Annotated in this window: 8 protein-coding genes and 3 pseudogenes; 5 read left to right on the plus strand and 6 right to left on the minus strand. The window is 46.6% G+C overall.

The features are described 5' to 3' along the window. Nucleotides 1-114, plus strand: a pseudogene (locus H6F92_RS25290) (IS5/IS1182 family transposase); the annotation flags it as partial. A gap of 93 nt (nt 115-207) precedes the next feature. Here H6F92_RS25290 and H6F92_RS25295 read toward each other — a convergent pair. Then, nucleotides 208-678: a DUF4079 domain-containing protein gene (locus H6F92_RS25295; RefSeq protein ID WP_104395263.1), complete on the minus strand. Its 471-nt coding sequence runs from the start codon at nt 676-678 to the stop codon at nt 208-210. Nucleotides 679-941: 263 nt separating this feature from the next. On the opposite strand from H6F92_RS25295, the gene H6F92_RS25300 reads away from it, so the two are divergent. After that, on the plus strand, nt 942-2,087 hold the full coding sequence (locus H6F92_RS25300; protein WP_190359968.1) for a DNA cytosine methyltransferase: 1,146 nt from the start codon (nt 942-944) through the stop codon (nt 2,085-2,087). Here the strand turns inward: H6F92_RS25300 and H6F92_RS25305 are convergent. Both H6F92_RS25305 and H6F92_RS25310 read right to left on the minus strand, forming a co-directional pair. Beyond that, on the minus strand, nt 2,062-2,799 hold the full coding sequence (locus H6F92_RS25305) for a hypothetical protein (RefSeq protein WP_190359969.1): 738 nt from the start codon (nt 2,797-2,799) through the stop codon (nt 2,062-2,064). The genes H6F92_RS25300 and H6F92_RS25305 overlap by 26 nt on opposite strands. Further along, nucleotides 2,777-3,028 carry a helix-turn-helix domain-containing protein gene (locus H6F92_RS25310; protein WP_002761350.1) on the minus strand — a complete coding sequence of 84 codons (252 nt, stop codon included), beginning with the start codon at nt 3,026-3,028 and terminating at the stop codon, nt 2,777-2,779. Before H6F92_RS25310 ends, H6F92_RS25305 begins: the two co-directional genes overlap by 23 nt. Before the next feature lie 152 nt (nt 3,029-3,180). On the opposite strand from H6F92_RS25310, the gene der reads away from it, so the two are divergent. From der to H6F92_RS25325, 3 genes are all read left to right on the plus strand, one after another. Then, entirely contained in the window at nt 3,181-4,539 is a 1,359-nt protein-coding gene (gene der, locus H6F92_RS25315) for a ribosome biogenesis GTPase Der (protein WP_190359970.1), read from the plus strand. 3 nt (nt 4,540-4,542) lie between these two features. Next, on the plus strand, nt 4,543-5,418 hold the full coding sequence (locus H6F92_RS25320; protein WP_190359971.1) for an energy-coupling factor transporter transmembrane component T family protein: 876 nt from the start codon (nt 4,543-4,545) through the stop codon (nt 5,416-5,418). A gap of 992 nt (nt 5,419-6,410) precedes the next feature. Continuing rightward, the gene (locus H6F92_RS25325) at nt 6,411-8,990 is read left to right on the plus strand and encodes a beta strand repeat-containing protein (protein ID WP_190359972.1); all 2,580 of its coding nucleotides are present in this window, start codon (nt 6,411-6,413) and stop codon (nt 8,988-8,990) included. A 383-nt stretch (nt 8,991-9,373) separates the two neighbouring features. On the opposite strand, the pseudogene H6F92_RS25330 reads toward H6F92_RS25325, so the two are convergent. The 3 genes and pseudogenes from H6F92_RS25330 to H6F92_RS26410 all read right to left on the minus strand — a co-directional run. Continuing rightward, nucleotides 9,374-9,610, minus strand: a pseudogene (locus H6F92_RS25330) (transposase); the annotation flags it as partial. A gap of 115 nt (nt 9,611-9,725) precedes the next feature. Then, nucleotides 9,726-10,446 (minus strand): annotated as a pseudogene (locus tag H6F92_RS25335) (IS110 family RNA-guided transposase); the annotation flags it as partial. Between the two features lie 445 nt (nt 10,447-10,891). Beyond that, the coding region (locus H6F92_RS26410; RefSeq protein WP_242030278.1) for a formylglycine-generating enzyme family protein at nt 10,892-15,208 on the minus strand (4,317 nt) is incomplete at its 5' end.

A 15,208-nucleotide genomic window follows, 5' to 3' on the forward strand; every position in this document is an offset into this window, starting at 1 on the left:
ATTTTATCATCAAGATATAGGAATCGGAGACGGCGTTTTGGTCTGAGATTTAATTTAATCGCTGGCATTTACAACTATGAACTTGCTTTAGGCTATCATCAAGTAGCTGAATAAGACTTTTGCAGGAGGTCTAATTTGTGATTAACTTTGAAAGCACTTTTCAGGTTTGGATGCGTCTGATGACGCATCCTATCTTTTCAAAGTTTCTTACATTTTGCTGAGAATACGCTGGACTATATCCATTCCTGTGAAGGCTTGCCAGCCAAAAAGACCTAAAATGACGGCATTAAGGGTAATATGGGTGATTCTCGCCAATTCATTGCCCTTTTGCATTAAAGGTACTAAAGCGGCACTGATCGAGATTAAACCCACCATTCCTAAACCGGCCAGCAGATGGGGACCGACAAATAATTTACCGTTATTAATATAAGTTACCGCCATACCCCCGATCGTCCCCAACACCATTAAAGCGAGGATGAGGGAGCCAATTTGATAGTGTTTAGTGCGAAAATTTTTGGGCAATAATTCTTTTTTTAGGTCTTTATCTGCTGTCCGCGTCCGTCGCCATTGTAGCCCCGAATAGAGCGCATAGATAGTTAATCCTAATAAAACCCACATGAGAATGGGATGGCCAAATTGTGACCAAGTTTTTACGGCACTGGGAATCTCGAGGTTCATAGTTGTCTGTTCTCATCAAAGATCGCTTCTTAATAAAAATTAACATGAATCGCTCGCGCTTCCTTGTTTTCTGGGTCATTAGACCTGTCATACTAAATCCCGTTTAAAAGCTATAGGAGAGTGGGGTGTGGGGTATAGGGTGTAGGGAGAGATAGCTAGAGCTTTTGTACTAAAATACTTAATACGCAGTTTAAATGCAGTACAGCTTACTATCGCTATTATATTTAGTTGACAAGAGGCTCCGAATACGATAGTATTCAAATATGAAACAACAAATTATCGACTTATTTTCTGGTGCGGGCGGATTGACCACGGGATTTCATTTAGCTGGGTTTGAATCTATCTGTGCAATTGATGTAAATGCGAAAGCATTAGCAACCTATCAACATAATTATCCTAAAACACGCACTTTTCAGGAAGACATCCGCAAAGTTAATCCATCAGAACTGCGCTTATACTTAGGTTTACAAAGAGAAGAACTAACTGCCCTGATTGGGGGCCCACCCTGTCAAGGATTTTCACGAAATATCCCAGCTGGGTATCGCTATCTTAATGATTCTCGCAATCATTTATATAAGTCTTTCTTAGAATTTGTTCAAGAGTTTCGTCCTCTTCATGTAGTCATGGAAAATGTTCCTGAAATTTTGAAAGCTTATGGCGGTATCATCAGAGATGAAATTGTAGCACAGTTAGAATCTTGGGGTTATCAAGTAGTTACTACCTCCCTAAACGCCGCTTATTATGGAGTGCCACAAACTCGCTCAAGAGCCTTTTTTTTAGCTAGTCTAGAGCGTTTACCATCCCTTCCCCAAGCAACTCATTCTGGTGATATCAGAAGTGATTATAAAGCTGTAAAATCTTGGACACAGCTTACCTTACTAGAACCAAATATTGCCGCAGTTACTACTGTTAAAGATGCCATTAGTGATTTACCTCCTTTAGAAGCAGGACAAGCTTATGATCACGAAATTTATACTAGGGAACCCGAGACCATATATCAACAGAAGATGCGTGAGCAAAGTCAAAAAATTGTTAATCATATTGCCCGTGCTTTAACACCAATTCAAATGTCAAGAGTGCAAATGCTGGCGGAAGGACAAGATGCGAGAGATTTACCTGCTGAATTAGCACCGAAAAAACACTATAGCGGGGCCTATGGTCGACTTTCTTGGGATAAACCAGCAAGAACAATTACAAGGTGGTTTTTTCATCCCGGTTCTGGCAGATTTTTTCATCCGACCCAGAATCGGACAATCACAATTCGTGAAGCAGCAAGATTACATTCTTATCCCGATCATTTTCACTTTTTAGGGACTTATACTGATATGGCCTCTCAAATTGGAGAATCTGTGCCACCATTGTTAGCCAAAGTGGTAGCAGACTCTATGGGACAAAATCTTGAGTATTAGTTTGGGTTTGTAGCGCTGCAAAAATTGTCTCCACATATCGATCTATTGTCAGACGAGTTCTCTCAATTCTCAGACGAATAGCGGCAGCGGGGATTGTTCTGCTTCTAAACAACTGTTTCTGATTTTTGTACCAAACTAACTCAGTTTTGCCAGCGATGCTTCCCTGTAAACCTGCCCCTACTCCCCCAGTTTTTTTATCTATTGTCCATGCCCAAGAAAAAACATTAGGATCAAGAGGATTAAGGGGGTATTCACAGTAAACATATTCATTGCCCTCTCGGTTTTTTAGTAATATTCCCTCATAGCTGTTGATGACATTTTGAGCAGTTTGACTGGAGCGAATCTTCTCGTTCCAGTGTTGAATAATAGCGGTTCCCAGTTGTGCGGGAGAAGATTGCATATTCAAAGAGGGAAGCCCAAGTTGAATGGCTTTTTTGATAATATCTGCTCGTTGAATTACGAACAAAAAGGTATTATCTGTAGTTAAACTATTCAGTTGTAGAGATTTTAGCGACCAACCACTGGCAGTTTTACCGTCCACTGCATCGTAGAGTAGTTTGTTTCTGCCTAGGGCAGGAGCCGATAAAGAAATATTCTTGACATAATGAAAAATTGCTTCCCAGTTATAATCCTCGATCGAGCCAATCAATGGTGAGGCAATTGCGGCTAGAATGGCCTGCTTTAGTCTTTTAGTCTCGTCGTTCGTTAACACTTAGGGATTCCTCTACGGAATACAAAAATTCACTCATCCTCAGACCTAAAGCATTAGTAATATGACTAAGCACTCTCACTGATGGACTTTTTAATCCTCGCTCTAGTTGGCTGATGTAAGTTCTATGCAGACCTGTTACTTCCGCCAAATACTCTTGCGACCACCCTTTTTCTTGGCGATAACGCTGTAGCTCTCGTCCTAAAATTTGCTCTAGTTGACCAGATTGCATAAGCTGGATTCTAGTCTTTTATACACCAAAGTTCTACAGACTAAAGTATTCAATGTCTCAGCACTGAACAGAAACAGATAAATCAACCAAGGTCGATCGCAAATCGCTATGATAGAATATTGGGTCTTTAATTTCCGTCCCCTCCTCCCTTTATGAAACTGCCTGTCGTCGCTATTATCGGTCGTCCCAATGTGGGCAAATCTACCCTCGTCAATCGTATCGCTGGAGATCAACAGGCGATCGTTTTCGATCAACCCGGGATTACCAGAGATCGCACCTATCAACCAGCTTTCTGGTGCGATCGAGATTTTCAAATTGTCGATACAGGGGGGCTAGTTTTTAACGATGACAGCGAATTTCTCCCTTTAATCCGCGAACAGGCTTTAATCGCCCTAGCAGAGGCAAGTGTGGCGATTTTTGTTGTCGATGGCCAGGCAGGAATTACCGCCGGCGATCGAGAAATTGCCGCTTGGTTACGACAGCAAAATGTCCCGATACTTTTGGCAGTTAATAAATGTGAATCGGTGGAACAGGGTATCCTGCAAGCGACGGAATTCTGGGAATTAGCCATCGCTGAACCCTTCCCCATCTCGGCCATTCACGGCTCCGGTACAGGAGAACTACTCGATGCGGTGATTAAATATTTGCCACCTGGGGCGGAAATTCCCGAAAATGAAGAAATTAAAGTGGCAATTATCGGTCGTCCTAACGTGGGTAAATCCAGTCTCCTCAATGCTTTAACCGGACAACAACGGGCGATCGTTAGTCCGATTTCGGGAACCACCAGAGACTCGATCGATACTTTAATTGAACGAGAGGGACAGGTTTATCGGTTAATTGACACCGCCGGCATTCGCCGTAAGAAGAATGTGGACTATGGAGCCGAATTTTTCAGTATTAACCGTGCTTTTAAGGCAATTCGCCGGTCTGACGTGGTGCTATTCGTCATCGATGTGCTAGATGGTGTCACCGAACAGGATTTAAAATTAGCAGGGCGAATCATTGAAGAAGGGCGCGCGGTGGTGCTAGTGGTCAATAAATGGGACGCGGTGGAGAAAGACACCTACACCATCAATACTTATACCAAAATGCTCCAAGATCGACTGTATTTTATGGATTGGGCAGAAATGATCTTTGTCAGTGCCATGACGGGGCAAAGAGTCACTAAAATCCTCGAATTAGTCGATATTGCCGCCGAATCTCACCGTCGTCGCGTCAGTACCTCGGTAATCAACGATGTGATCGAAGATGCGGTTAAATGGCACAATCCCCCCACCACCAGGGGCGGAAAACAGGGGAAACTATACTATGGCACGCAAGTATCGAGTCAACCCCCCACGATCGCCCTTTTCGTTAACGATCCCCAGCGCTTTAATGATAACTATCGCCGTTACATCGAAGGGCAATTCCGGCAACAGTTAGGCTTTAAAGGAACCCCGATCCGCTTAATCTGGCGCGGCAAACCGGCGCGAGAAGTGGAAAAAACGGTTAATAGAGCCACCAAGGTCTAATTTATGGATTTATTGCGAAGTTTGCCCATCGGTCTTTATCTCGATCAACCGATTACCCGACTACATCAACTAGATGCGCGGGTAAAATTTATCTGGTTAATGGCTTTTTTAGCAGCACCTTTATTGGCTAATCCTTGGTGGCGTTTAGCTTTGGTGGGATTGTTAATGTTGTTAACCCTGTTGGCTCCTATTCCCCCCCGCGTCTGGCGGCAACAGATGGGCTGGCTGATATTTTTGGCGATTATCGTCTTTCTGATTACTGCTATCACTCCCGATGGTTTAGGGGTGAGTATTCAGCCGCGTTTACCAGAGGAAGGGCTGAATTTACCGCCAGCAAGTGATTATCAGTATGTTTTATGGGATAGAGGTCGTTTATTTGTTACCCGACGTTCTTTGGAATTAGCAGTGAGAATTAGTACCCTAATTTTTACTTTGATTTATAGCACTAATCTCTTTTTATTGACGACGGCCCCGGAAGAAATTACCGAAGGTTTAGAGAATTTAATGAGTCCTTTACGGCGATTTAATGTGCCAGTGACGGAAATTTCTCTGACTCTGACCCTCTCTTTACGCTTTATTCCTCTGGTTTTAGAAGAAGTGCAAAATCTAGCCAGGGCAGTGCGAACTAGGGCGATCGATTGGCAGAAATTAGGGATTAAAAAGAGTTTAAACGTCTGGTTAACAGTAGTGGAAAAATTACTAGATAATTTGCTTTTGCGCGCCGAACAAATAGCGATCGCTATGGAGGTTCGCGGTTTTACCAGTCCCAATCAGCATCAAGTGCGCTGGCACCAATTACAGTTAAGATGGCCTGATTTTATTGCTTTATTTTTGTTAATTCCCTTTTGGGCAGCCCGATTAGTTTGGGGGGGGTTATAGCAGTTATCAGTTATCAGTTATCAGTTATCAGATGCGAGTTTTAAGTGTGCAGTATTAACGCTCTTCTGGGACTTTCGGAAATCCCTGACCGAATCTAGGTTCTGAAACCCTTGCTTGACAAGGGAACGCTAACTTTTTTTCTAATAAAAACTCAAATTTCGGGTTTCTGTTAGTTAGCACTCGCTTGAAGGCTTACCCCATAAGAGAGCCAGAGTTGAGAGACTGTAAGATTTTTGCCAGAGTTCCTCCAAGAGCGATATATCAAAAGTATTACCTATAAAAGTAAGTTACGGCGTTTCTCATAAAGATGAAGTATGAGACAATATAGCATTTGGCAGGGTGCATCTCATTTTTCTAAATCTACTAAGTTGGGATTTTTCAAGGAAGTCCGTAGGTTGGGTTGAGCGAATCAATAGGTTAAAGAAAACCTTTCAATTTTAGGGGAAAGCGAAACCCAACAGCCAACACCTAAATCCGTCGGCATCGGAGATCGCTTCTCATGACCTTTTGTGGGGTTTCCTTGGGTCAATCCAAGCGTACTATAGTTGGGTTTCCTTACCTCAACCCAACCTACAACCTAAGTTGGGATTTTTCAAGGAAGTCCGTAGGTTGGGTTGAGCGAATCAATAGGTTAAAGAAAACCTTTCAATTTTAGGGGAAAGCGAAACCCAACAGCCAACACCTAAATCCGTCGGCATCGGAGATCGCTTCTCATGACCTTTTGTGGGGTTTCCTTGGGTCAATCCAAGCGTACTATAGTTGGGTTTCCTTACGTCAACCCAACCTACAAGTCCTTTTTGTTGGGTTGAGTCCGTAGCCCCCCCCTGAATGGTTACATACGTTACATAATCTGTTACCATTTGCATACGGCGGTTTCTCTATCCGTGTGGCACCGATAACTCCTTATTGGATAAGCATTGACCCTTAGAAGATGTACCAGACTAAGCCTGAAGCCGCCGTATGTATAGAATTGTTGATTGGGAGTCTTGATCATGGCATTGCAGGAAGGCACTTACACCTGGGAATACGGCGACACTACCCAGGCTCTCTGGTTCACCGCTTCTTACAACACGGTCACAAATCAGTGGACTGTTGATATGAAGAAGGGGTCGATGGATCTCAACGCGTTGTGGTGGTCTAATGGCGATAGCAACGCGGATGGCAATATAGTTCTTTCCAAGGCTGACAACAGTCTCAATATGAATGGGACTGGTATCGTCTGGGATGGATACGACAAGATTTCCGATACGGGGTTAACGGGAACGGAGCATAATGGCAGCAGTCTTCTGACTGCGGGTAATACCTATACTTACAGCTACAGCAAGGATCAAGGGGTAGAGATTGAATCGTTATTGGCTCAGGGTGTTGTCACCCTTGGTGTCAGAGCCACAAGCGTCAACGGCACCGACGGTATCAAGGCGGTAGATGGGCAATTTGTTTTCGTTCCCTACGATACAACTCCACCTACAGTGACAGTCAATATCGTGGATACTTCCCTCAACGACGGTGATAACAATTCTCTCGTCACCTTCCAGTTCAGCGAAACTGTCAGCGGCTTCACGGTCGATGATGTCACCCCGACCAACGGAACACTGAGCAACTTCACCCAGGTGGACGGCAGCAGCTACCAGGCCACCTTCACGGCTACCGATGGGGTGGAAACCACTGGCTCGGTGTCCGTGGCAGCCAATAGCTACACCGATATTGCCGGTAACAATGGTGGAGCCGGCTCGGATACGGTGACGATTGACACCAAAAATCCGACCCTCGCCGTCAATATCGTGGATACTTCCCTCAACGACGGTGATAACAATTCTCTCGTCACCTTCCAGTTCAGCGAAACTGTCAGCGGCTTCACGGTCGGTGATGTGAGCGTCAGCGGCGGAACACTGAGCAACTTCACCCAGGTGGATGGCAACAGCTACACGGCCACCTTCACGGCCGACGATGCTGTGGAAACCACCGGCTCGGTGTCCGTGGCAGCGGCCAGCTACACCGACGTGGCAGGCAACACCGGCGGAGCGGGTACGGACACGGTGACGATTGACACGCTCAATCCGACCCTCGCAGTCGATATCGTTGATACTTCCCTCAACGACGGCGATAACAGTTCTCTGGTAACCTTTGAGTTTAGCGAAGATGTGAATGGCTTCACGGTCGGTGATGTGAGCGTCATCGGCGGAACACTGAGCAACTTCACCCAGGTGGATGGCAACAGCTATACGGCCATCTTCACGGCCGACGATGCGGTGGAAACCACCGGCTCGGTGTCCGTGGCAGCCGATAGCTACAGTGATATTGCCGGTAACAATGGTGGAGCGGGTACGGATACGGTGACGATTGACACGCTCAATCCGACCCTCGCACTGGACATTGTTAATGCTTCCTTGAACGACGGAACTAACAGTTCTCTAGTCAGCTTTGAATTCAGCGAAGATGTCACCGGTTTTGACAACAGTGATGTGAACGTCAGCGGCGGAACACTGAGCAACTTCACCCAGGTGGATGGCAACAGCTATACGGCCATCTTCACGGCCGACGATGCGGTGGAAACCACCGGCTCGGTGTCCGTGGCAGCCGATAGCTACAGCGACGTGGCAGGTAACACCGGTGGAGCGGGTACGGATACGGTGACGATTGATACGCTCAATCCGACCGTGGGCATCACCTTCGACAACTCACCGCTCACCAGCCAGAACTTTAGCACCACGGTCACCTTCCAGTTCAGCGAAACCGTAAGCGGTTTCACCGCCAGCGACGTGACCCTGACCAAGGGGGTGCTGAGCAACTTCACTAGCGTTAACGGCGATACCTATACCGCCACCTTCACCCCTACTGACTTCCAGTCGCCAACGGGAACAGTGGCAGTGTCCAATGGCTATTTCGATACCGCTGGCAACCAGGGTGCTGCCAATTCCGCCACCATCGCTATGACCGTGGGCGGCGGTCCTGACCCGAATGATGGGCCGTCTGGAGGCAGTATTGTGATTGGCTCAGGTACAGCTGGAGCGGATTCCATCACCGGATCAACCGGCAACGACAACCTTAGCGGCCTCGACGGCAACGACACCATCAATGGCGGCGACGGCAATGACACTATCAACGGCGGCACCGGCGCCGACATTATCAGGGGCGGCACCGGCAACGACAACATCATCGGACTCGGCGGCTTTGATCTGATCTACGGCGGATCTGGCAATGATACCATCAATGGTGGTAATGGTATTGACACCATCGTCGGCGGGTTCGGCAACGATTCCCTCACCGGTGGCGGCGGCGACACCTTCCGGTTTCTGAGCATCTACGACCAGCAGGATGTGATCACCGGTTTCAACGACACCATCGTGTTCGATATAACCGGTGCCAGCGCCTTCACAGCCTTGGGTAACGGGGCTTTGGGAACCACAACCTACACAGGTGCAATTGCTGGCGGTTACCTCACCTACAGCGGTGGGGTACTCTCCTACGATGCCGATGGCTCTGCGGGATCAACCTTCAGCCCGTTGGCGATCGTCACGTTGACGGGATCTCCCACTCTCACTAACTCCAACGTACTGTTCCAGAACCTCTAGCTCAAGCAGGCATTCCCCGCCTTATTTCTCCAGCCCCTGCTGGCCATTATTGCGGGGAATGTTCTTAACTTCTTCTGCTCTGCACCTGCTGACTGGCCCTGGTTTTGAGCCAGTCCGTAGCTCTGGTTTTGAGCCAGTCCGTAGGTTGGGTTGAGCGAATCAATGGGTTAAAGAAAACCTCTCAATTTTAGGGGAAAGCGAAACCCAACATTTCAGTCCGTAGCGACTGTCTTGATTGTCAAGGGGTAACTCAAAAAACAATCAAGGAGTTGCTGTCGAACCTAAAATCTCAAGCCAGAAAAAAGCGCAGCAAAAACTAAGTCGCTCAGGTTAAACCAAAGCAAGCGCAACCCTTGATCAGAGATAACAAAAAGTGTGAATCTCTAGGAACAAGGTGGTAAATTGTCAGCAAGCTGCCAAGGCTGATTTTGGCGAACCATTGCATTAAGAATAACTAAGATTTTCCGCACACAAGCAGTCAGAGCCAGTTTTTTTGATTTACCGCGTCCGACTAGGCGTTCGTAAAAGCTTTTAATCACCGGATTATGACCCATAGCCACCACCGCCCCCATGTAAAGAGTCGCCCGAATCTGAGCGCGACCTCCCTGAATCATCCGCTTATACCATTTTTCTTTATTCTTGGCAGGTATCTTGCCCCCCGATGTCGGGGGGGCAGGGGGGGTTAGGGGTGAGGGCGATTAACCATCTCTGCCATTACTTATGAAAAATGGTATTACCTCTATGTTGACCACTATCAGGATTAATCGGCGCAACACCGACTAAGCGAGAGATTTGTTTGGCGGTTAATTGACCGAGTTCTGGTAAGTCGGAGACGAGAGTAGTAGAAATTACTTGACCAATCCCCGGCACGGTTTTGAGTAAATTGACTTTCTCGAGCCATTGTTGGTTAGCTTGGGTCAATTCCTCAATTTCTTGATTGAGTTTTTAGAAGGCAGTTATCGAGATACTCAAGATGGGCTTCGATATCGACCAAAGCTTTACCGCGAGCGCGTTCCCGTCGGTTTTTTTCGGCAGTCCGCATCTCGACAAGTTGCCGGCGACGACTAATTAAGTCGCCCAATTGACGAGATTCTTCCGACTCAACCGCTAATATTTGCGGTTGCATTGCCTCGCCAAAATGAGCTAAAATTTGAGCGTCAATGGCATCGGTTTTGGCTAATTTACCAGTGGCTTTAGCAAAGTCTCTTCCTTGACGGGGATTGATTAAGGCTACAGGTAAATCCGCTTCTTGTAATTGAATCACCAGTTCAGTTTCTAAACCTCCTGTCGCTTCCAGAACGATGAGGTTGACAGTGTAGGATTTTAGGGTCTCGACCAGTTTAGATATGTCCTCCTTTGTGTTAGCAACTTTCATCGCTTTACCGAGGGGGCGAAGATAAACATCTAGGGTCGCTTTACTAATGTCAATGCCCACCCATTGAGAGATATTTTCCATGATTGAACCTAACTAAAGCAAGCAGAATTGATGGTTATTTTGGAGAGCATCCCCTTGATTTTACTCATCCTTGCCCGATACGGTCTCTTAGCTTAACAATTGATTGTTTTCGCCACGACCCCGGCGACTGTTCGAGTTTTGTCAGGGAGATTATGGTGGTGACCCTTGCTAGAAAGCGGTCTTTTCCGACCAAGGTTGGGACGGTCTACCACCTCTCTCAATATACAAGGATGGGTTGAACGATAGTGAAACCCAACACTTTTAAATCATTGGGTTGGGTTTCGTTCCTCAAACCAGCCTACGGCTCAAACTGATAACTGTTAACTGTTCACTGAATAAAGGGTTCTACCTGAATATTGCTTTAAGGCAAAGCCTTAAATATTGTGTTTCAAGGCAGAGCCTTGAAACAAGGGAAGGGTAAAAAAGGGTAAAAAGAGAATAAGGGTTACAGAGTCCTCCCAGCACCGCACACCACCCGAAAACCGATGTAGTAGTTGAAGAGGTTGCCGCGGCGGTAGTTGTAGTAGCGGAAAGCGGAACGGCAGTCATCCGGAACGTCGTACCAAGAACCGCCCCGCAATATTTGATAATCATTATCATTTGTTAACCAAGCACTGCCATCCTTTGGCGCTCCGATATAGTTATCGTGCCAATCGTCTTCGCACCACTCCCAGACATTTCCGTGCATATCATAGAGTCCCCAAGCATTGGGCCTTTTCTGGCCCACAGGATGAGTTGTCTGCTGAGAATTTTTGTAATACCAAGCGTAATTTCCTGACTGATTAGCATCATCACCGAAATAAAAGCGAGTGGTAGTCCCCGCACGACAGGCATATTCCCATTCCGCTTCTGTGGGGAGACGATAGGTTTTTCCTGTTATTTGACTCAATTTTTGACAAAAGGCTTGAGCGTGATTCCAACTAATCCTTTCTACCGGATTTTGGGGATTATTATAAAAATGAGAGGGATTTGTTCCCATTACTGCTTGATATTGTGCCTGAGTCACTGGATATTTACCGATCGCAAAACTGTTTATTTTAACTGGGTGTTGAGGCTTTTCAAAATCCCTAGCATCGCGATCACTATCAGGAGAGCCCATGAGAAATTGACCTGCTGGTAAGCCTACCATTTCCAGTGTTAGTCCATTGGGTAGGTTTTCGGTAAATGGAGTTAGCTTTGCTGGGGGAGGTGGTGGCGAAGAGGGCGCTGGAGGCGCTACTTTAGGTAGGGGTGTAGATGTCACAGTAGCGATAGGTAACTGTGTAGATGTCACATTGGGGACGCACACCACCCGAAAACCGAAGTAGTTGACGATGTTGCCCCGGCGGTAGTTGAAGTTGCGGTAAGCGGAACGGCAGAGATTTGGAAGGCCGTACCAAGAACCGCCCCGCACTATTTGATAATCATTATCCTTTATCAGCCAAGCACTGCCGTCACTTGGCGCATTCTGATAGCTATTATGCCAATTGTCTTCGCACCACTCCCAGACATTTCCGTGCATATCGTAGAGGCCGAAAGCATTGGGCCTTTTCTGGCCCACAGGATGAGTTGTCTGCTGAGAATTTCCGCTATACCAAGCGTAATCTCCTAACTGATTAGCATCATCACCGAAATAATAGCGAGTAGTAGTCCCCGCACGACAAGCATATTCCCATTCCGCTTCTGTCGGTAGGCGATAGGTTTTTCCTGTTATTTGACTCAATTTCTGACAAAAGGCTTGAGCATCATCCCAACTAACCTGTTCTACCGGATTTTGCGGATTATTTTCAAACCCAGAGGGATTGGTTCCCATTACTGCTTGATATTGTGCCTGAGTCACTGGATATTTGCCAATCGCAAAACTGTTTACTTGAACTTGGTGTTGAGGCTTTTCCCAACTTTCAGCATCGGGATCACTATCAGGAGAACCCATGAGAAATTGACCTGCTGGTAAGCCTACCATTTCCAGTGTTAGTCCATTGGGTAGGTTTTCGGTAAATGGAGTTAGCTTTGCTGGGGGAGGTGGTGGCGAAGAGGGCGCTGGAGGCGCTACTTTAGGTAACGGTGTAGATGTCACAGTAGCGATAGGTAACTGTGTAGATGTCACATTGGGCACGCACACCACCCGAAAACCGAGCTCGAAGTTGTTGAAGCCGCGGCGGTTGTTGCCGTTGCGAATCGCGGAACGGCAGGAAGGAGGATAGGTGTACCAAGAACCGCCCCGCACTATTGAATAATCACTATCATTTGTTAACCAAGCACTGCCATCCTTTGGCGCTCCGATATAGTTACCGTGCCAATTGTCTTCGCACCACTCCCTAACATTGCCACTCATGTCATAGAGTCCCCAAGCATTGGGCCTTTTCTGACCAACAGGATGAGTTGTCTGCTGAGAATTTCCGCTATACCAAGCGTAATCTCCTAACTGATTAGCATCATCACCAAAATAATAGCGAGTGGTAGTTCCCGCACGACAAGCATATTCCCATTCCGCTTCTGTCGGTAGGCGATAGGTTTTGCCGGTTATTTGACTCAATTTCTTACAAAAAGCTTGAGCGTCGTCCCAGCTAACTCCTTCCACCGGATTTTGGGGATTGATTTTAAAATAAGAGGGATTTATTCCCATTACTGCTTGATATTGCGCCTGAGTAATTGGATATTTCCCAATCGCAAAACTGTTTATTTTAACTTGGTGTTGAGGCTTTTCAAAACTTTCAGCATCGGGATCACTGTCAGGAGAGCCCATGAGAAATTGACCTGCTGGTAAGCCTACCATTTCCAGTGTTATTCCCTTGGGTAGGTTTTCGGTAAATGGAGTTAGCTTTGCTGGGGGAGGTGGTGGGGAAGAGGGCGCTGGAGGCGCTACTTTAGGTGACGGTGTAGATGTCACAGTAGCGATAGGTAACTGTGTAGATGTCACATTGGGGACGCACACCACCCGAAAACCGACGTAGTAGTAGTAGTCGCGGCGGAAGTAGGTGAAGTCGTAAGCGGAACGGCAGTAATTTGGAAAGTCGTACCAAGAACCGCCCCGCAGTATGTGATAATCATTATCATTTGTCAGCCAAGCACTGCCATCCTTTGGCGCTCCGATATAGTTATTGTGCGAATTGTCTTCGCACCATTCCCAAACATTGCCACTCATGTCATAGAGTCCCCAAGCATTGGGCCTTTTCTGGCCCACAGGATGAGTTTTATCCTGAGAATTTCCGTCATACCAAGCGTAATCTCCTAACTGATTAGCATCATCACCGAAATAAAAGCGAGTAGTAGTCCCCGCACGACAGGCATATTCCCATTCCGCTTCTGTCGGTAGGCGATAGGTTTTCCCGGTTATTTGACTCAATTTCTGACAAAAGGCTTGAGCATCATCCCAACTAACCTTTTCTACCGGATTTTGGGGATTATTTGAAAAATGAGAGGGATTTGTTCCCATTACCGCTTGATATTGTGCCTGAGTCACTGGATATTTCCCAATAGCAAAACTGTTTATTTTAACTTGGTGTTGAGGCTTTTCATAACTTTTAGCATCGGGATCACTGTCAGGAGAGCCCATGAGAAATTTACCTGCTGGTAAGCCTACCATCTCCAGTGTTATTCCCTTGGATATTTTTTCGGTAAATGGAGTTAGCTTTGCTGGGGGAGGTGGTGGCGAAGAGGGCGATCTGGGCGATACTTTAGGTAACGGTGTAGGTGTCACATTAGCGATAGGTAACTGTGTAGATGTCACATTGGAGACACACGCAACCCGAAAACCGCTGAAGTTGAAGTCGAAGTTGGGGAAGTACCAGTAGCGGCTGGCAGAACGACAGAAATTAGGGTAGTTGTTCCAAGAACCGCCGAGCAGACACTTAGCAGACTGAGAACGATTATCATTCTTGATAAACCACGCAGATCCATCCTTTGGCGCTCCGATATAGTTATCGTGCCAATCGTCTTCGCACCACTCCCAAACATTGCCACTCATGTCATAGAGTCCCCAAGCATTGGGCCTTTTCTGGCCCACAGGATGAGTTGTCTTCTGAGAACTTCCGTCATACCAAGCGTAATCTCCTAACTGATTAGCATCATCACCGAAATAAAAGCGAGTGGTAGTCCCCGCACGACAAGCATATTCCCATTCCGCTTCTGTCGGTAGGCGATAGGTTTTGCCGGTTATTTGACTCAATTTCTGACAAAAGGCTTGAGCATCGTCCCAACTAACCTTTTCTACGGGATTTTGGGGATTATTTTTAAAATAAGAGGGATTGGTTCCCATTACCGCTTCATATTGTGCCTGAGTCACTGGATATTTCCCAATCGCAAAACTGTTGACTTTAACTTGGTGTTGAGGCTTTTCATCACTTGCAGCATCGGGATCACTGTGAGGAGAACCCATGAGAAATTGACCTGCTGGTAAGCTCACCATCTCCAGTGTGACTCGATTGGGTAGGTTTTCGGTAAATGGAGTTAGCTTTGCTGGGGGAGGTGGTGGCGAAGAGGGCGCTGGAGGCGCTACTTTAGGTAACGGTGTAGATGTCACAGTAGCGATACTTTTACCCGGAAAAATATCAAAATTTAAATCACTAGATCGCTCACACCAATAACACTTTCCGTAACTGCGGTTGTAGTAATGATTATCAACTTTGCCACAGCGTATAACCTCTTTTAGTGCAGCTTCCAAAGTACCACGCCATTCCTCAGCCGTCGGTCGTCTGTCGGGGAATTTATGTCCCTCATTGAAACAGCGCAAAAATAAGGCGTGTAAGTCGCGATGTAAAATATTTAATGGGATTGTCGTATT

Origin of the sequence: Microcystis wesenbergii FACHB-1317 (genome assembly GCF_014696875.1) — a bacterium.
GTDB lineage: Bacteria > Cyanobacteriota > Cyanobacteriia > Cyanobacteriales > Microcystaceae > Microcystis > Microcystis wesenbergii_A.

Excerpts from the sequence above, each read along its gene's own strand:
- H6F92_RS25320 (WP_190359971.1), top strand. The coding sequence starts at position 4,543 with ATGGATTTATTGCGAAGTTTGCCCATCGGTCTTTATCTCGATCAACCG.
- H6F92_RS25295 (WP_104395263.1), bottom strand. The coding sequence starts at position 678 with ATGAACCTCGAGATTCCCAGTGCCGTAAAAACTTGGTCACAATTTGGC.
- H6F92_RS25300 (WP_190359968.1), top strand. The coding sequence starts at position 942 with ATGAAACAACAAATTATCGACTTATTTTCTGGTGCGGGCGGATTGACC.
- H6F92_RS25325 (WP_190359972.1), top strand. The coding sequence starts at position 6,411 with ATGGCATTGCAGGAAGGCACTTACACCTGGGAATACGGCGACACTACC.
- der (WP_190359970.1), top strand. The coding sequence starts at position 3,181 with ATGAAACTGCCTGTCGTCGCTATTATCGGTCGTCCCAATGTGGGCAAA.
- H6F92_RS25310 (WP_002761350.1), bottom strand. The coding sequence starts at position 3,028 with ATGCAATCTGGTCAACTAGAGCAAATTTTAGGACGAGAGCTACAGCGT.